Origin of the sequence: Caulobacter sp., from assembly GCF_035254145.1 — a bacterium.
Taxonomy (GTDB): domain Bacteria; phylum Pseudomonadota; class Alphaproteobacteria; order Caulobacterales; family Caulobacteraceae; genus Caulobacter.
Window position 1 is genome coordinate 1 of the sequence record NZ_DATFAV010000046.1, and the last position, 17,822, is coordinate 17,822.

Genomic DNA, 17,822 nt, shown 5'->3' on the forward strand with positions numbered 1-17,822 from the left:
GTTGGCCGAGTCCTCGACGCGGACCTCGATGGCGTCCTTGCCGTAGGTCGACGACAGGTCGACGTCCCAGCCGACCACCTTGCCCGACAGGCCGAAGGTCAGGCCGTAGTCGTCCTCGATGATGCGCTCGCGGGGGCTGAAACCCAGCGGGAAGGGCCGGTCGGCCGCGCCCTGCTTGCCCTGGATCCGGTTGTAGCGGCGGTAGTTCTCGTAGGCCGAAGCATCCTTGTGCCCATAAGTGCCGAACGAATAGAGCTCGAAGTCGCCGGGCAATTCGACGCCGGCGTTGAACGCCAGGTTCTGCATCCGGTACCGGGCGTCGCCCGAGATCAGGTTCAGGTTCGGATAACCCGGGATCTTGCTTTCGACGGCGTTGTTGGCGGCCGAATAGCTGGGGCTAGCCGGGTTGAAGACGCGCTGGTCGGGGAGGCCGCGGTTCGAGAAGCCGTGGTACTTGGCCTCGACGGTGATGTTCAGATAGCTGGTCTCGGTCGGCGCCATGCCGATGTTGACCGAGCCGCCACCGGTCTTGCCGCCGCCGTCGAAATACTCGCCGCCCGTGGCCGAGATCGAGCCGCCCGACGGGTTCTTCTTCAGGATGATGTTGACGACGCCGGCGATAGCGTCGGTGCCGTACTGGGCGGCCGCGCCGTCCGTCAGCACTTCGATGCGGCCGATGCCGGCCATCGGGATGAAGCCAAGGTCCGCGGCGGCGGCGCCTTGGTAGACGCCCGACAGCACGGCGAGGTTGCCGGTGGTGTGGCGGCGCTTGCCGTTGACCAGCACCAGGGCCTGGTTGGGCGAGAGGCCGCGCAGGCGGGCCGACAGGGTCAGGTTGGCCGTGTCGCCGCCGAAGGCCTGGGCGTTGAACGATGGCACCAGGTTCGCCAGGCCCAGGCGCAGGTCCACCGCGCCGGTACGCTCGAGCGTGCTGGTGTCGACGACTTGGACGGGGGCGGGGCTATCGATGACACGCAGGCCGGTCTGGCGCGTGCCGGTGACGATGATGGTGTCGACTTCGGTCTGGTCGGGCGGCGTGGCCGCTGGGTCGGCCGCGAAGGCCGATGCAGAGTATCCGACAGTAATTGACAAGGCAGAAATACCCGCCAACAGGGCGGGCTTGAAAGGCCGATTCATTAATTACCCCCTCATTCTATTTATTGACGCACGACGATTCCCATCTTCATGGCGTTTTTCTCCCGACGATTATGATTTTTTGACGCGGGCACTAAAGGTATCGGCAATGGGCCGATCTATTCATTGGGGGTCAAAGTTTCGGCGTTCGGCAATGCGAGGCGGGCCGGAAAGCGCCAGAACCGCGCCGACGCCCGGTGGGCGCCGTTTTGCGCGGCGGCTGATCTCGGAATTTAGGCAGAACGCCGTTGTCTTACGCGCGCGGAAGTCGCGTCGTGGCGGCCAGCGACGCTCAGGTTCAGGCGCAGAGGCGCATCGGCTGCGCCATTTCGTCGGTCTCTTCGGTCTCGAAGAGTTCGAAGGCTTCTTCCCAGGCGGTCAGTCTGGAATCGCGCAGTTCCGCGTCGTCGGTGATCCGGACGATCTGGTCCTCGCGGTCGTTCCAGACCAGGCCGATGTCGGTGACCCGCTCGGCGTCGCGGCCCAGCAGTAGAAAGATGTCGGCGCGGGCGGCGCGTTCGTGACTGATCCGACGCAGCGTGCGGCCGCCGCCAAGGTCGCGGTGGATGTCGGCGAAGTCGAGCACGGCCGCGACCATGGCGGCGTTGACGGGGGCGACGGTCCAGGGGGAGCAGGCGAAGCGCGACATCAGGGTCTCCAGTCTCGACCCATGCAGATTGTGCGGGCGCTGCGACAGAAACGGTCGTAAGTTGTGCGTCCTTGTGGGGACCATATGAGACACGAAAAAGCGACACGACTTCTGGACCTGGCCCGGATGCTGGCCGGATCGGCCGAGGGGCTGACCCTGGACGAGATGGCCCAGGCCCTGGGCGTCGGCCGCCGCACGGCCGAGCGGATGCGCGACGCGGTCTGGACCGCCTTTCCGCAGATGGAGGCGATCGACGATCCGCCTACCAAGCGCTTTCGCATCCCGTCGGGCCTGGATGGCGTGTTCCAGACGCCCACCGCCGAGGAGCTGGCGGCGCTGCGCACGGCGGCGGATTCCTACAAGGCCTCGGGCGCGGAGGCGCGCGCCGCCTCGCTCTATGCCCTCGAGGCCAAGCTGCTCTCGGCGCTACGCGGCTCGGCCCGTCGGCGGGTGGCCCCCGATGTCGAGGCGCTGGTCCAGGCCGAGACCATCGCCGTCCACGCGGGCCCACGTCCGTTCGAGGACGCGGCGGTGCTGGCCGCGATCCGCACGGCGATCAAGGGGCTCTCGGCCCTGTCGTTCCGCTACGAGGGCGGCAGCACGCCGGGCCGGACGCGCGAGGTGACGCCGCTGGGCGTCCTGTTCGGACGCAGCAATTATCTGGTGGCGATGGAAGGCAAGGGCGGTAAGCCGCGATCCTGGCGCCTGGATCGGATGAGCGACCTCACGGTGCTCGACAAGCCGGCCTCGCCCCCCCAGGACTTCTCGCTGCAGGCCTTCGCCGACGAGAGCTTCGGCGTCTATCACGACGAGATCCAGGACGTGGTGCTGCGCATCAAGCCCAGTCGTGCCGAGGACGCCTTGCGCTGGCGCTTCCACGCCACCCAGAAGGTGGCGCAGGAGGCGGACGGCTCGGTGCTGGTCACCTTCCGGGCCGGCGGCATGCGCGAGCTGTCGTGGCATCTGTTTACCTGGGGCGGCGACATCGAGATCGTCGCGCCCCAGGTCTTGAGGGACATGATGGTCCAGGAGCTTCGCGAGGCTGGCCGCGCGCACGGGGCGTGGTAGGGACGAGGATGAATTACCGCCACGCCTTCCATGCCGGCAACTTCGCCGACCTGCACAAGCACGCGATCCTGCTGGCCATGCTCGCGGCCCTGCAGGGCGAGAGTCAGGCGCTGGCGGTGATCGACACCCACGCCGGCGCTGGTGGCTATGATCTTTCCGGCGAGATGGCCCGCCGCTCCGGCGAGGCCCAGGCGGGGATCTTCCGGCTGAAGGCGGCGAGCGACGCGCCGGCGGTGTTTGGTTCGCTGCTCAAGGCGGTCGACGCCATGAACGGCGGCAAGGCGGGAGATCTCTATCCCGGCTCGCCGTTGCTGCTGGCCCGCGCTCTTCACAAGGGCGACCGCTACGTTGGCTGCGAGTTGCGGCCCGACGACGTGGCGCTGCTGCGCGAGATCCTGGCGCCCTACGTCAACGCCCAGGCCTCGCAGGCCGACGGCTTCGAGACAGCCGCGACCCAGGCGGGCAGGGGCGGGCGCGCTTTTGTCATCATCGACCCGCCGTTCGAGCGGCCGGACGATTACGACCGGATCGTCGCGACCACCCGCGCCGTCCTGGCCCGCGCGCCGGATGCGGCCTTGGCGATCTGGCTGCCGATCAAGGACCTGGAGACCTTCGACGCCTTCCTCCGCGCGATGGAAACCGTCACGGAGAACCTGCTAGTCGCCGAGCTTCGTCTGCGCGCCCTCACGGATCCCATGAAGATGAACGGCTGCGCCATGGTGATGATCGGGGCGCCGTCCTCGGTTGACGGCGCGGCTTCCCAAGCCGGCGACTGGATCGCCGCGCGCCTGGGCGAGGCTGGCGGTCGTTCGCGCGTCTGGCGGACCTGACTTGAGCGTCAACCCACCCAGCTTCGCCCGGGCCCTCCGAGTCTGGCTGAAGATCGGTCTGCTGGGCTTTGGCGGTCCCGCCGGCCAGATCGCCCTGCTGCACAAGGAAGTGGTCGAGAACCACGCCTGGGTCGACGACGCCGAGTTCGCGCGGGCGCTGAGCTTCTGCATGCTGCTGCCTGGACCCGAGGCCCAGCAGCTGGCGACCTGGCTCGGCTGGCGCCTGCACGGGATCCGGGGCGGCGTGGCAGCGGGTCTTCTGTTCGTGCTGCCGGGTCTTCTGGTCATGCTGGGCCTTTCGGCGCTCTACGTGGTCCATGGCCGCTCGGACTGGGCTGGGCCGGTGCTGCTGAGCCTGAAGGCGGCGGTGGTGGCCCTGGTGCTGCAGGCCCTGCTCAAGATCGGCCGGCGCGCGATCAAGGATCGCCTGGCGGCCTTTGTGTGCGGCGCGGCCTTTGCGCTCCTGGCCTTCACCAGAGTGCCGTTCCCGCTGGTGGTGCTGGCCGCCGGCGTGCTGGGCTGGGCGAGCGCCAAGGATACGGGCGAACCGGTCTCGCCGGCCGCGCCGCTGAATGGCCAGCGGCGAACCGCCTTGGCTTGTCTGGCCCTGTGGCTGGCGCCGATCGGCCTGGCCTGGCTGGTCGCGCCGGGTTCGACCCTGGCCTGGATGGGGCTGGCGTTCGGCGGGCTGGCGGTGATCAGCTTCGGCGGCGCCTATGCGGCCCTGGCCTATCTGGGCCAGGCGGCCTCGGCGTTCGGCTGGCTGTCGGCGAGCCAGATGCTGGACGGGCTTGGACTGGCCGAGACCACGCCCGGGCCGTTGATCCTGGTCTTCGTCTTCGTCGGCTTCGTCGGCGCCTTTCAGACCGCCGCGCCGCAGTGGGCCTGGCTGCTGGGGTTGCTAGGCGGGCTGATGGCGGCGTGGACCACCTTCGCGCCCTCGTTCCTGTGGATCTTCGCTGGCGGCCCCCTGTTCGAGCGCTGGGGGCGCCGACCGCGACCGGCGAGGGCGCTGGCCCTGATCTCGGCCGCGGCGGTGGGCGTGATCGGACAGCTGGCCCTGTGGTTCGCCCTCCACCTGCTTTTCCGCGCGGGCCATACGCTGGAGGTCGCGGGCGTCCTGCGCCTCATGCTGCCCGACCCAGCCACTTTGGACTACGCGGCGCTGGGGCTTACCGGGCTGGCCCTGGCGCTGGTCTTCGCCACGCGCCTTCCGATGCTGGCCATGATCGCCGTGCTGGTGGCGGCGGGGGTGGCCTTGAAGGTCGTCGGCCTAAGTTGACCTAACGTCATTATTTTTGCGATTGCGAACATGGTTTCTGTGTTATGCTGCGACGCACAAAAATCGCGGTTGCCAGGAGCGCGCCATGGTTTCCTCGTCTTCCTTCCTTCCTGAATTCCAGGCCGACAAGATCGCGCCGGAGACCGCCCCCCGGGTGGTCGTCGGGGCTGTCTCGCCGCTGTGGCTGATGTTCGGCGGGGCCGCCGCCGCAGGCGCGGCCTATTGGTGGTGGGCTTCGCGCTGGCGCGAGGCCGTGAACCTCGAGGCCGTTCTGGCCTTGGCGCCCGAGCCTGTCGCGCCGGCGCTCGAAGCCGAGGCGGAACTGGAGGCCGCGCCCGAACCGGTGGTCGAGATGGTCGCCGCGGCGGTCGAGGCGGCCGAGACGATGCTGGACGCGACCAAAGAGGTGACCGAAGCCGTCGCCGAGGCGGAGGTCGCTGTTGTCGCATCCGTCAGCGAAGCGAGCGTCGAGGCGGTCGAGGCTGTCACAGAAACCGCGTCGGAGGTCGTCGAACCGGCCGCCAAAGTGACCGAGGCCACCGTCGACGATCTGACCCGCCTAGTCGGGGTCGGCCCCAAGCTCGCGGCGTCGCTGGCCGAGCTGGGCGTCACCCGCTTCAGCCAGATCGCCGCCTGGACGCCGGACGAGCTGGCCACGGTCGACGAGCAACTGAACCTCAAGGGCCGCGCGGAGCGCGACGCCTGGATCGCCCAGGCCAAGCGTTTCGCCGCAGGCGTCGAAGCGGACTGACCTCGCTCAGTCCGGGTCCGTGTCGCGCCGTCGCTCCATCACCAGGATCGGCGCGCCACGATAGGTGGCATGGGTCTTGAGCCGGAACCCGACCTTGATCGCCAGGGCGATCGAGGCGGCGTTTTCGACGTCGATGATGCTGGGCACGACCTCCGGCGCCAGGGTTTCGTCTATCCAGGACAGCCCGGCCCGGACCGCCTCGGTTCCGAAGCCCTGGCCGTGCGACCAGGCCGCCAGCACCCACCCCATCTCGGGCAGACCATAAAGGCTTGGCTCCAGTTCGCGGCGCAGGTCCCCAAAACCCACTTCGCCGACATAGCGTCCGGTCGAGGTCTCGCGCACGGCCCAGTAGCCGAACCCCAGCATTTCCCAGAGACCTCTGGCCCGCATCAGACGCGTCCAGCTCTCCTCCTCGGTGAACGGGCGGCGGCCGACATGGCGGACCACGACGGGATCGGCCCACATGGCGCGGCTGTCCTCGAAGTCCGCCAGCGTCGGCGGCGTCAGGGTCAGGCGGGGCGTGGCGAGCGTCGGTGCGGGCATTGGACGGCGGGGGTTTGCGGATCGGACGCGCGGCAAGCTACACCGACCCGACGTCCAGGAAAGACCCCATGACCACGCCCGCCGACGCTATCGCCGCCCGTCGCAAGCTGACCAACAAGCTGATCGCCGCCAAGGACGCCGCGCGCCTGCGGCCGTTCTTCGACCCCCGCGTCACGCTGATCGCCGGCGACGGCTCTCTGCTGCTCGGCGCCGAGGACGTGCTGGCCGCCTTCGCCGGCCAGTTCGCGGATAGGGGTTTCGTGGCCTATGTGCGCACCACCGAGGACATCGCCCTCAACGCCGAGGGCACCCGGGCGGCCGAGCGCGGTCGCTGGGTGGGGTCCTGGAAGAACGCGCCCGAACAGTCCGGAACCTATCTGGCCACCTGGAAGAAGGTCACCGGCCAATGGGTGATCGAGAACGAGCTGTTCGTGACTCTGCTCTGAGTTGGGCGGGAAGGCTGGACGCGGCCAGATGACTCGGAATTAATTTCGCCCTGTCGGGCGTCGGCCTTACGCCTTCGTTCTCGAATTTGGCCCTGGGGAGGAAAAGCCTTGCTCAATCGTCGTCACATGATGTTCGCCACCGCCGCGGCGGGCTTCGCCGCGACCGGCGGCCTGCCGTCGCTGGCCCTGGCGCGCGAAGGCGAGGTCGCCAAGCTCAACGCCCTGTTCGACGACATCATGGCGCTGCAACTGCGCCAGTCGCCGGAGACCGCCACGAGCCTTGGCCTGGACACCGGCGATCTGGCCTGGACGAAGGGCCTGCTGACCGACCGCTCGTTCGCCGCCATCGACGCCGGCGCGGCCCAGACCAGCAAGCAACTGGCCGCCCTGCGCTCGATCGACCGCCGCGCCCTGCAAGGCATGGACGCGGTCAACTACGACACCGTCGAGTTCGTGCTGGCGGTGCAGGACGAGGGCAACAAGAAGTTCAGCTACGCCGGTGGCGGCTCGGGCGCGCCGTACGTGCTGAGCCAGTTGACTGGCTCCTACCAGTCGATGCCGGACTTTCTCGACACCCAGCACGCCATCGAGACCAAGGCTGACGCCGACGCCTATCTGTCGCGGATGGAGGGCTTCGCCCGCCTGATGGATCAGGAGACGGCGATCGCCAAGCGTGACGTCGCCGACGGCGTGATCCCGCCGGACTTCATCATCGACAAGACCTTGGTCCAGATGAAGGCCTTCGCCGACACCCCGACGGCCGAGGCGCCGCTGGTCAAGTCGATCGCCCGCCGGACCAAGGAAAAGAACATCGCCGGCGACTGGGCGGGCGAGGCCTCGAAGGTCTACGAGAACTCGGTGCTGCCCGCGCTGAAGCGCCAGATCGCGCTGATGGAGAGCATCCGGGGCAAGGCCACGCACGACGCTGGCGTCTGGCGTCTGAAGGACGGCGCGGACTACTACGCCGTCTCGCTGAAGAACTACACGACCTCGACCCTCAAGCCGGAAGAGATCCACCAACTGGGCCTGGACCTGGTGAAGTCGATCTCGGACGAGGCCGACAAGCTGTTCAAGAGCATCGGCATGTCCAAGGGCACGGTCGGCCAGCGCATGGCCGAGCTCGGCAAGGACATCTATCCGAACACCGATCCGGCCAAGGAACAGCTGATCAAGGATCTGAACATCAAGGCCGCCTGGATCCAGAAGCAGTTGCCGGCCTATTTCGGCCAGCTGCCCAAGGCGCCGCTGGAGATCCGCCGCGTGCCCAAGGCCATCGAGGCCGGCGCGCCCGGCGGCTACTACAACTCACCCTCGCTCGATGGGAAACGCCCGGGCATCTACTGGATCAACCTGCGCGACACGGCCGAGCAGGCCAAGTACACCTTGACCACCCTGACGGTGCACGAGGGCGTTCCGGGCCACCACCTGCAGCTTTCGCTGTCGAACGAAGCCAAGGGCCTGCCGCTGATCCGCAAGGTCGTCGGCTTCTCGGGCTACGCCGAGGGTTGGGCGCTCTATTCCGAGCAACTGGCCGTCGAGATGGGCATCTACAAGAACGACCCGCGCGGCCACATCGGCATGCTGCACGACGCCCTGTTCCGGGCCGTCCGCCTCGTGGTCGACACCGGCATGCACTACAAGAAGTGGAGCCGCGAGCAGGCCGTGAAGTACATGGCCGAGACCATGGGCGACGAGGAAAGCGGCACGATCACCGAGATCGAACGCTATGTCGTGTGGCCGGGCCAGGCCTGCAGCTACATGATCGGCAAGATCACCTGGCTGCGCGCTCGCGCCAAGGCCCAGAAAGCTCTCGGCAAGAAGTTCGATATCCGCGAGTTCCACGACGCGGGCCTGCTCTCGGGCATGACCCCGCTGACGGTGCTGGAGCGGGTGGTCGACAATTACATCGTCGCCAAGGGCGGCAAGGCCTGAACTTGAAACGCGCTTCCTCCTCGTGAAGGGGAGGAAGCGTCCTTACCCCCAGCTTTCCGAAGCGCCGGCGCGCCGGGCCATGGCGCGGACCGGCGTGGTGGGGCGCAAGGCCGGCAAGGGCTTTTCGGCGGCCTTGCCGTAAAGCCAGCCCTGGGCGAAGTCGACGCCGGCGTTGCGGACGATGTCTTCGACCTCCGGCGTCTCGACCATCTCGGCGACGGTGCGGATCTTGAGGTCGCGGCAGAGCTGCACCAGGCGACGGACAATCGCCCCGTCGCGGCTGTTGTCCGCCAGTTCGCGCACGTAGCGCCCGTCGATCTTGACGATGTCAAGGCTCAGTTGCTGCAGGTAGGCGAACGAGGCCGAGCCGGCGCCGAAATCGTCCAGGCACACCATCGAACCCATCGAGCGGAGGGCTTCGATGTTTTGGTTGGCGCGCGCCAGGTCGTCGATGGCGGAGGTTTCGGTGATCTCGAAGATCAGGCGTCCCTTGGCTTCGTCGTAGCGCGCCAGAAGCCGGTCGACCTGGTCGACGAAATTGTCGCTGCCGATCGTGCGCCCGGAGATGTTCGCCGCCAGCTTCAGCTTGCGATCGGAGTCGTTGGCCAGGCGCTTGATCACCTGTTCGACCACGGCCTTGTCGAGTTCTTCGATCAGGTCGAACTCCTCGGCCATGCGGATCATCGCGAAGGGGCTGGCGCCGTCCTCGAAGCGCATCAGCGCCTCGTGATGATGGGCCTGGCCCGTGGACAGGGCGACGACGGGCTGGAAGGCCAGGCTGAACCGGCGCTGGCTGACGACCGCGCTCAACGCGCCGGCCTGGGCCAGGGTGCGCTTGACCGAGCGGTTCATGGCTTCGGTCAGGTTGGCGGGCGGGCCGTCCTTCAGGCCCTCGCGCAGGAAATCGTCCAGAGCGTAGCGCAACGCGCGCAGCGCTCGCGCCGGGCTCGCCGCATTGTCCAGCGGCACCACGTGGGCGCTGGCTTCGGTCCTGACGATCTCGCTCAGGCGCTTGAGCATGTTCTCGGGGCGGTCGTCCCGCGACCTGACCAGGGCGAAGCGGTCCTGCGACAGGCGCGTCGCGGCCGAGCCGCCATGGGATTCGGCGCGCACGGCGCCAGCCACGCGGACGTCCAGTTCGGCGGCTTCGCTGGGCGAGAGGCCGTCGCGCATGGCGCCCAGGCCGGCGAATTCGATCATCGCCAGCTCCAGCTCCATGCCGGTGACGCGGGCGGCCTCGAACAGGCCCTTGGCGATGTCGTCGAACGACTCGCGCGGCTGCAGTTCGCCTGGCTTCAAGGCGGGGACCGAGGCCTGGGCGACCGTGATCGCGCACGAGATTCGGCCCTCGTTCTCCGGCAGGGCGCGCAGGATGACGCCGACATGGCGCGTTTCGTCGTCGGCGAGGCGCAGGACGAGGGGGCCGCGACGCAGGCCGTCGTCGGCGCTGGCCAGCACGGCGTCCATCAGCGGCCGGTCGTCGGGGTGGAACAGGCTGCTCCACGCCACGCCCATCAAGGCGGTTTCGCTTCGGCCCATGATCCGTTGCGCCGCGCCCAGGGCCAGGCGCACCTGGCCGTCGCGCAACTCCACGAGGAGGTCCGCGCTGGCGAAGGCCAAGCCTAACAGGCGACGTGGATCGATCGACAAGAGCGGTCTTCTCCAAGACGGGCCTTCAAGCTCCCATGAAGGGGCTTAAGGAGCGGTTGCAAAACCAGGGTTGGACGCTTCGATTTCCAGCTTTTTCTCGCGATCGGCGGCATACGTCAGAAACGGACGTTTCTGACGGGGAGAACATCTTGCGAACTTGGAACAAAGCATGTACGCATTTGGATGTTCCACAGGCCGTTGGGATCTGGCGCGGGAAGCGCCGGGCGAGCGACCGGAATCATGGGATAGAGGGCGGACATCAATGACCAGTCAGGCGGCTTTGAAACTCGTGGGCAAGGAAGAAGGCGACAAGCAACGCGCGTTGGAGGCGGCTCTCGCCCAGATCGACCGCGCGTTCGGCAAGGGCTCGGTGATGAAGCTGGGCGAAAAGGGCAAGGTCGAGATGGAGTCCGTCTCCACCGGCTCGCTCGGGCTCGACATCGCGCTGGGCATCGGCGGCCTACCCAAGGGCCGGATCATCGAGGTCTATGGTCCGGAAAGCTCGGGCAAGACCACCCTGGCCCTGCACGTGGTGGCCGAGGTCCAGAAGGCGGGCGGCACGGCCGCGTTCGTCGACGCCGAGCACGCGCTGGATCCATCGTACGCCCACAAGCTGGGCGTCAATCTCGACAGTCTGCTGGTCTCGCAGCCCGACAACGGCGAGCAGGCCCTGGAGATCACCGACACCCTGGTGCGCTCGGGCGCGGTCGACATCGTCGTGATCGACTCCGTCGCGGCCCTGACGCCGAAGGCCGAAATCGAAGGCGAGATGGGCGACAGCCTGCCGGGCCTGCAAGCCCGCTTGATGAGCCAGGCGCTACGCAAGCTGACGGCCTCGATCAACAAGGCCAACACCATCGTCATCTTCATCAACCAGATCCGTCATAAGATCGGGGTGATGTACGGCAGCCCCGAAACCACCACGGGCGGCAACGCGCTGAAGTTCTACGCCTCGGTGCGCCTCGACATCCGCCGCACCGGCTCGGTGAAGGTCCGCGACGAGATCATTGGCAACAACGTCCGCGTGAAGGTCGTCAAGAACAAGGTGGCTCCGCCGTTCCGCGAGGTCGAGTTCGACATCATGTACGGCGAGGGCATCTCCAAGCTGGGCGAGGTCATCGACCTGGGTGTCAAGGCCGGCATCATCGAGAAGGCCGGGTCGTGGTTCTCGTACGGCAGCCAGCGCATCGGCCAGGGTCGCGACAATGTCCGCGAGTTCCTGAAGAACAATCCGGACATAGCGGGCAACATCGAGGCGGCGGTCCGCAAGTCGTCGCAAAAGATCGAGGAAGAGCTCCTGGTCGGCGGTCCGGAGGAGGGCGAGGAAGACTAAGCCTCGCCTCGAAGGTTTCGCGGCCTTCGCCCCAGCCTCGGGCGGTCCCCGCCTTCAACACGCCCGCGGCGCACCCGCCGCGAGGGCCGCGATCAGGCCGCCTGGACCCCATGCCAGGCGGCCTATTTCTTTGGAGGGCGAAGCTTAAGACGCGAAATCTCCCAATGAAGTGTTGGGAAAGGCCGCTTGGATTAATGGCGCGGCAAGCGCCGCTCTAGGCGCTGCGTCTTTCGCGAGGATGTCCGTACTCGCTTGACGCCCAAAAGGGGGCAAGTCTCTGGATGGGCGGATATGACGGTATTCGCGTTTCCTCGGAGGGACCTTCTTGGCTGCTCTGCTTTTCGCTCTGGCGCTCGCGAGCGCGCCGAAGCCGTCGTGTCCGGACGCCAGGGCCACGGTCGAAGTGAATGAATGCCTGAACGAAGCGCTCAAGGGTTTCGACGGCGAGATGAAACGCTACTACGAAGCGGCTGTGAAACGGCTAAAAGCCGAACAGAGTCCGGCCGCAAACGACGCGGTTTCCGGCTTGGTGCGCGCGCAAGAGGTTTGGCGGGCCTACAGCGACGCCGAATGTGGGGCGCTCCACGACTATTGGCGCGAGGGGACGATCCGGACCAGCTTCGAGCTGGAATGCAGGATCCGTCTAACGCGTTTGCGAACCTTCTCGTTGTGGCGCGACTGGCTGACCTATCCCGATAGTACGCCCGTGATCCTGCCGCGCCCGGATCTCGACGATCTCGTGTCCGAGCGGGAGCATTAGTCCTCGGCGACTGGCCGAAGATCAAGGTCTTGCCGCTCATGATGGTGGCCCCATCTCCTGACTCGGTTTCCACTTCGCGAAAAACCGCGCTATGCAGCGCGCGACTCCCGGCCGCTCGCCGGACGCCCAGACTTGAGACGCTCATGCCCAGCCTGAACGAGATCCGCAGCACCTTCCTCGACTACTTCGGCAAGGCCGACCACGCCATCGTGCCGTCCGCGCCACTGGTGCCGCAGAACGATCCGACCCTGCTGTTCGTCAACGCCGGCATGGTGCCGTTCAAGAACGTCTTCACCGGCGCCGAGACGCCCGCCCATCCGCGCGCGGCCAGCTCGCAGAAGTGCGTCCGCGCCGGCGGCAAGCACAACGACCTCGACAATGTCGGCTACACGGCCCGCCACCACACCTTCTTCGAGATGCTGGGCAACTTCTCGTTCGGCGACTACTTCAAGGAGCAGGCGATCCTGCATGCCTGGACGCTGCTGACCGGCGAGTTCAAGCTGCCCAAGGAAAAGCTGCTGGTCACGGTCTACCACACCGACGACGAGGCGGCCGACCTGTGGAAGAAGATCGCCGGCCTGTCGGACGATCGCATTATCCGCATCCCGACCAACGATAACTTCTGGTCCATGGGCGACACCGGCCCTTGCGGCCCGTGCTCGGAAATCTTCTACGACCACGGTCCCTCGATCGCCGGCGGCCCTCCGGGCAGCCCCGACGAGGACGGCGACCGTTTCATCGAGATCTGGAATCTCGTCTTCATGCAGTTCGAGCAGCTGGCCGGCGGCGAGCGCGTCTCGCTGCCCAAGCCCTCGATCGACACCGGCATGGGCCTGGAACGCGTCGCGGCCGTGCTGCAGGGCGTACACAACAACTACGACGTTGATCTGTTCAAGGCCCTGATCGCCGCCAGCGTCGAGCTGACGGGCGTCAAGGCCGAGGGCGACCAGGCTCCGTCGCACCGTGTGATCGCCGACCACCTGCGCTCGTCCTCGTTCCTGCTGGCCGATGGCGTGACGCCGTCGAACGAAGGCCGCGGCTACGTCCTGCGCCGGATCATGCGCCGCGCCATGCGCCACGCCTATCTGCTGGGCGCGAACGAACCCCTGATGCACCGCCTGGCCCCGACCCTGGTCCGCGAGATGGGCCAGGCCTATCCGGAGCTGCGTCGCGCCGAAGCCTCGATCGTCGAGACCCTGCGCCAGGAGGAAGAGCGCTTCCGCGTCACCCTGGGCCGCGGCATGGGCCTGCTGGATGAGGCCACGGCCAACCTGTCGAGCGGCGGCGTGCTGGACGGCGAGACCGCCTTCAAGCTCTACGACACCTACGGCTTCCCGCTGGACCTGACCCAGGACGCCGTGCGCGCCAAGGGCCTGACCGTCGATACCGACGCTTTCGACGCGGCCATGGAAAAGCAGCGCCAGATGGCGCGCGCCAACTGGGCCGGCTCGGGCCAGCAGGGCGCGGCCGCCGCCTGGTTCTCGATCAAGGAAAAGGCCGGCGCCACCAACTTCGTCGGCTACGAGACCACCGAGACCACGGGCGTGGTCAAGGCGATCGTCGTCGACGGCGCCGAAGTTGAGGCCGCCCGCGCCGGTGAGACCGTCGAGGTCCTGCTGGACCGCACCAGCTTCTACGCCGAAAGCGGCGGCCAGGCCGGCGACACCGGCGTGATCGAGGCCAACGGCCGCGAGAACCGCGTTATCGACACCCAGAAGCAGGCCGGTGAACTCTTCGTCCACCGCGTCGAGCTGTCGGGTGAGCTGAAGGTCGGCGACCAGGTCGTGGCCTCGGTCGACGCCGATCGCCGCCAGACGACCCGCTCCAACCACTCGGCCGCCCACCTGGTGCACGCGGCCCTGCACCATGTGCTGGGCCCGCACGTCGCCCAGAAGGGCCAGATGGTCGACGGCGAGCGCATGCGCTTCGACTTCAGCCACGGCGGCCCGCTGACGCCCGAGGAGCTCGACAAGATCGAGGCCGAGGTCAATGCGGTTATCCGCCAGAACGTCCCGGCCGAGACCAAGGAAATGGCGCCGCAGGAGGCCATCGAGGCCGGCGCCGTGGCCCTGTTCGGCGAGAAGTACGGCGACAGCGTCCGCGTGCTGACCCTGGGCAAGTCGCTGACCGACGAGTCCAAGGCCTATTCGGTCGAACTGTGTGGCGGCACCCACGTGGCCCGCACCGGCGACATCGCCCTGTTCAAGATCGTTTCGGAGCAGGGCGTCGCCGCCGGCGTGCGCCGCATCGAGGCCCTGACCGGCGAGGCGGCCCGCCGCTTCCTGCTGGACCAGGCGGGCGTGGCCAAGTCGCTGGCCGACCAGTTCAAGACGCCGGTGGCCGAGGTCGGCGCCCGCGTCGACGCCCTGATCGCCGACCGCAAGCGCCTCGAGAAGGAACTGGCCGACGCCAAGAAGCAGCTGGCCCTGGGCGGCGGCGGCGCGGCCTCGGGTCCGGAAGACGTCAACGGCGTGGCCCTGATCGCCCGCGTCCTGGACGGCGTCGGTGGCAAGGAACTGCGCGGCGTCGCCGAGGAGTTCAAGAAGCAGCTGACCTCGGGTGTCGTCGCCCTGGTCGGCACGTCGGACGGCAAGGCCGCCGTCACCGTGGCGGTCACCGCCGACCTGACGAGCAAGTTCAGCGCCGCCGACCTCGCCAAGGCCGCCGTCATCGCCATGGGCGGCCAGGGCGCGGGCGGCAAGGCCGACTTCGCCCAGGGCGGCGCGCCCGACGACAGCAAGGCCCAGGAGGGCCTGGCGGCCGTCAAGGCGGCGCTGGCGGGCTAGCCGAAAGTCACGCCTGGAATTGACAGGGGGCGCCGAAAGGCGTCCCCTTTTTCATGACCTCTCGTGAGGCGGCTTGACGGACCTCAAGCACGAGCGCCCAGTAGAATTACGAATGTAGTTCATTCCGGAGGGGCTAATGGCGTTCAGAACAAGCCAGATGGGAACAACGGTGCTGATCGCCGGCTTGTTGCTCGCCCTCGGCGGTTGCGGACCGAAGAGCGGCGAGACCCAGGCGCCATCCCAAGAGACGCCATCCCTCAAGGCGCAATCGCTGGCCCCACCCTCGCTGTGGCGGGTGGAGGTCGTGGAGGACTCCGGCGGCCAGACCGGCGCGACCGACGTCTGCGCCAACCCGGAACTGGTCGAGTCCTTCACGCGCGTCGAGCCCCGGGTGAACGGCGCGGCCTGCGAACCCTATGGCAAGCCGGCCGCTGACCGCGCCGACGAGCACGTCGGTCGCTGCCAGGTGGGCGGCGCCCGCTACGGCCTCTACGTGACGACCAGCCGCAAGACGCCCGACGATTTCACCGTCCGCTTCGCCCTGCAGCCGCTGCAGGCCGCTGGCGGCAAGGTGGTCCAGGCCCGTCGTTATCATCGGCTGGGTCCTTGCCCCGCTGGCTGGAAGGCCGGCGACCAGGGCAAGCCCGGCGGCGCGGCGACCTCGAGCCTGCTGACCGGGCAGGGGCCGGCGACACGATAGGCCGACATGGACCGGTAGGAAGGTCGGCTCTAGAGCCGTAGCGGACGCGACCGCCAGATCCGCTCTCCCCCTCCTTGGATGTCGCTGGCTCGCGCTTTTCGGCGTCCAAGGAAGCTATCTCCGGGCGAGTTATCGTGGAGAACTGGCCCTAACCTCAGCCAAGACCTTTTGGATCGCGGCCAGGACGGGTTCAGGCTGGTTGGCCTGCATGTAGTGGTCGGAATTCGGGATGGTGATCGCCTCACCCCGGCTGGATCGCGCGGCCAGCGCCGCGTGCCCGCGTTTCCAGACCGCTTCAACGGATTGGTTGAAGGCGTCCGACGCGCCGGGCGTGGGCGTGAACTTGGTCCGCGTCAGCACCGCCAAAGGCAGGTCGCCCCAGTCCTTATGAGGCCCCTTGTCCTCGTCGATGTGGCCGTATTCCGAAGCGATCGTCTCCCACCGTTCGGGGCGTTGGTAGACCGGCAGCATCCGCGCCGCCTCGTCGCGCGTGTAGTAGGGCAGCTTCGCTCCGAAGCAGCCCTGCGGGGCCTCCAGCGTGATCTCGTGACTACGCGCCTTGGCGGCGCAGTTCGACCATTTTTCGTAGGCCTTGGTCCGCAGCCCGTCGAACAACATTTGCTCGCCAGCAGACAAGTTCAGGTCGTCTTGGCCGTAGAAGCCCGGATCGACCAGCACCATGCCGGCGACGTCGGCCGGGAACCGCTCATAGTAGTAGGTCGCATAGCGGCCGCCGATCGAGTGCCCGATGAGCACGATCGGCTTGCGTTCCCCAGCCTTGCGCAGCAGGGCGTGCAGATCATCGGTGACGTTACGTGGGGTGCGGGGCTTGTCCGAGGCGTCGCTTTGTCCATAGCCCGCGCGATCATAGAAGCAGGCGCGGTTGGTTTTGCTGATCTCTGCCTGAATGTACTGCCAATCCAAGATCGTCCCGCCCAGGGCCTGATCGAAGACCACGGTAGGCGAGCCCTTGCCGATGCAGACCATGTTCAGCCGTCGGCCGCCACCGATGTCGATCAGCCGCCGATCCAGCATCCGCGGACTGCTGCCAGCCGACATTTTCGGGGGCGTCTCCCGGGCCGACGACAAAGACGGTGACAGGCAGGCCAACGCCAGCAGGCAGACACCAAGACGCATCGCTTATCCCCTTGAAGCTCCAGTGCAGCGTCATTGGAGGAAACGACAATTCGATGGCGCCCGGACGGTCGCGCTCTGGTCCTCAGCCTTTTCCCCGCCGCGCCACACGCGCCTTGCGCTTCTTGGCCCAGATCACCACGCCGGTGACGCTGAGCGCGGCCACGACGAAGCCCGTGAGCGAGATCAGGATCCGTCCCGGCAGGCCAAGGATCCGGCCTGAGTGCAATGGGAACTGGGCCTGGACGAAGATGTCGGCGGCGGTCCCGACCCAGGGCAGGCGCTGGCCGACCAGCTTGCCCGTCTGGCCGTCGAAATACAGATAGGGCGGCCCGACCCCGGCCGCGCCATGGTCGCCGCCCGGCTCGAAGAAGCCGACGCCATAGATCCCATAGGCCGGAGAATAGAAGGCGCCGCCGGCCGGGACCGTCCAGCCGCGCGACTTCGCTTCAGCCTGGGCTGTATCGATCACCTGGGCGTAGGTGCGCCCGGCCACGATCGGCCGGTCCAGCGGCGCGGGCGCGCGCAGCTCGAACGGACCGGGCGTGGTCTTGGAGATCCTTGAGAGCGCCGGATAGAACACCTCGCTGTAGAGGTTCAGCGAGAAGGCCGTGAAGGCCACGGTGAACAGCACGCCCCACAGCCACAGGCCGAACGCCCGGTGGATGTCGAAGTTGATCCGGTAGGCGCTGGCCTTGGTCTTGATCTGCCAGGCCGGTTTCCAGCGGCTCCAGAAGCTCTTGCCGCTCCCGCCATTCCGGCCTTGGGCCGATGCGCGGGACGGCAGGGTCAAATAGAAGCCGACGAAGCAGTCGAGCGTCCAA

At 67.5% G+C, this 17,822-nt stretch carries 16 protein-coding genes; 10 read left to right on the top strand and 6 right to left on the bottom strand.

Features of this window, described 5'->3' with window-relative positions:
- A partial coding sequence (locus tag VJ655_RS02420; RefSeq protein ID WP_324097879.1) for a TonB-dependent receptor plug domain-containing protein occupies positions 1–1,092 on the bottom strand: 1,092 nt, incomplete at its 3' end.
- A gap of 340 nt (positions 1,093–1,432) precedes the next feature.
- On the bottom strand, positions 1,433–1,783 hold the full coding sequence (locus VJ655_RS02425) for a hypothetical protein (protein WP_324097881.1): 351 nt from the start codon (positions 1,781–1,783) through the stop codon (positions 1,433–1,435).
- Between the two features lie 84 nt (positions 1,784–1,867).
- On the opposite strand from VJ655_RS02425, the gene VJ655_RS02430 reads away from it, so the two are divergent.
- The 4 genes from VJ655_RS02430 to phaH all read left to right on the top strand — a co-directional run bounded on the left by VJ655_RS02430 (position 1,868) and on the right by phaH (position 5,714).
- Positions 1,868–2,851 carry a YafY family protein gene (locus VJ655_RS02430; RefSeq protein WP_324097883.1) on the top strand — a complete coding sequence of 328 codons (984 nt, stop codon included), beginning with the start codon at positions 1,868–1,870 and terminating at the stop codon, positions 2,849–2,851.
- Between the two features lie 8 nt (positions 2,852–2,859).
- Entirely contained in the window at positions 2,860–3,681 is an 822-nt protein-coding gene (gene rlmJ / locus VJ655_RS02435; protein ID WP_324097885.1) for a 23S rRNA (adenine(2030)-N(6))-methyltransferase RlmJ, read from the top strand.
- Position 3,682: 1 nt separating this feature from the next.
- Positions 3,683–4,963 carry a chromate efflux transporter gene (gene chrA, locus VJ655_RS02440; RefSeq protein ID WP_324097887.1) on the top strand — a complete coding sequence of 427 codons (1,281 nt, stop codon included), beginning with the start codon at positions 3,683–3,685 and terminating at the stop codon, positions 4,961–4,963.
- A gap of 85 nt (positions 4,964–5,048) precedes the next feature.
- Positions 5,049–5,714: a phasin PhaH gene (gene phaH / locus VJ655_RS02445; RefSeq protein WP_324097888.1), complete on the top strand. Its 666-nt coding sequence runs from the start codon at positions 5,049–5,051 to the stop codon at positions 5,712–5,714.
- A 6-nt stretch (positions 5,715–5,720) separates the two neighbouring features.
- On the opposite strand, the gene VJ655_RS02450 is transcribed toward phaH, so the two are convergent.
- Complete coding sequence (locus VJ655_RS02450; protein ID WP_324097890.1) at positions 5,721–6,257, bottom strand: GNAT family N-acetyltransferase; 537 nt, start codon at positions 6,255–6,257, stop codon at positions 5,721–5,723.
- A gap of 68 nt (positions 6,258–6,325) precedes the next feature.
- Between VJ655_RS02450 and VJ655_RS02455 the strand changes: the two genes are divergently transcribed.
- Positions 6,326–6,703 carry a nuclear transport factor 2 family protein gene (locus tag VJ655_RS02455; protein ID WP_324097892.1) on the top strand — a complete coding sequence of 126 codons (378 nt, stop codon included), beginning with the start codon at positions 6,326–6,328 and terminating at the stop codon, positions 6,701–6,703.
- Between the two features lie 108 nt (positions 6,704–6,811).
- Positions 6,812–8,635 carry a DUF885 family protein gene (locus tag VJ655_RS02460; RefSeq protein ID WP_324097894.1) on the top strand — a complete coding sequence of 608 codons (1,824 nt, stop codon included), beginning with the start codon at positions 6,812–6,814 and terminating at the stop codon, positions 8,633–8,635.
- Between the two features lie 42 nt (positions 8,636–8,677).
- Here VJ655_RS02460 and VJ655_RS02465 read toward each other — a convergent pair whose 3' ends face one another.
- Entirely contained in the window at positions 8,678–10,285 is a 1,608-nt protein-coding gene (locus tag VJ655_RS02465; RefSeq protein ID WP_324097896.1) for an EAL domain-containing protein, read from the bottom strand.
- Between the two features lie 262 nt (positions 10,286–10,547).
- Between VJ655_RS02465 and recA the strand changes: the two genes are divergently transcribed.
- The 4 genes from recA to VJ655_RS02485 all read left to right on the top strand — a co-directional run bounded on the left by recA (position 10,548) and on the right by VJ655_RS02485 (position 15,864).
- Positions 10,548–11,618, top strand: coding sequence for a recombinase RecA (gene recA, locus VJ655_RS02470; RefSeq protein WP_324097898.1), 1,071 nt, complete (start codon positions 10,548–10,550; stop codon positions 11,616–11,618).
- A 325-nt stretch (positions 11,619–11,943) separates the two neighbouring features.
- Positions 11,944–12,378: a lysozyme inhibitor LprI family protein gene (locus tag VJ655_RS02475; RefSeq protein WP_324097900.1), complete on the top strand. Its 435-nt coding sequence runs from the start codon at positions 11,944–11,946 to the stop codon at positions 12,376–12,378.
- A 143-nt stretch (positions 12,379–12,521) separates the two neighbouring features.
- A complete protein-coding gene (alaS, locus tag VJ655_RS02480; protein WP_324097902.1) occupies positions 12,522–15,164 on the top strand; it encodes an alanine--tRNA ligase in 2,643 nt (880 codons plus the stop codon).
- Positions 15,165–15,300: 136 nt separating this feature from the next.
- A complete protein-coding gene (locus tag VJ655_RS02485) occupies positions 15,301–15,864 on the top strand; it encodes a hypothetical protein (RefSeq protein ID WP_324097904.1) in 564 nt (187 codons plus the stop codon).
- Positions 15,865–15,993: 129 nt separating this feature from the next.
- Here the strand turns inward: VJ655_RS02485 and VJ655_RS02490 are convergent, their stop codons facing one another.
- Both VJ655_RS02490 and VJ655_RS02495 read right to left on the bottom strand, forming a co-directional pair.
- Entirely contained in the window at positions 15,994–16,923 is a 930-nt protein-coding gene (locus VJ655_RS02490; protein ID WP_324097906.1) for an alpha/beta hydrolase, read from the bottom strand.
- A gap of 160 nt (positions 16,924–17,083) precedes the next feature.
- Positions 17,084–17,822: PepSY-associated TM helix domain-containing protein (locus VJ655_RS02495; protein WP_324097908.1), on the bottom strand; the 739-nt coding region annotated here is incomplete at its 5' end.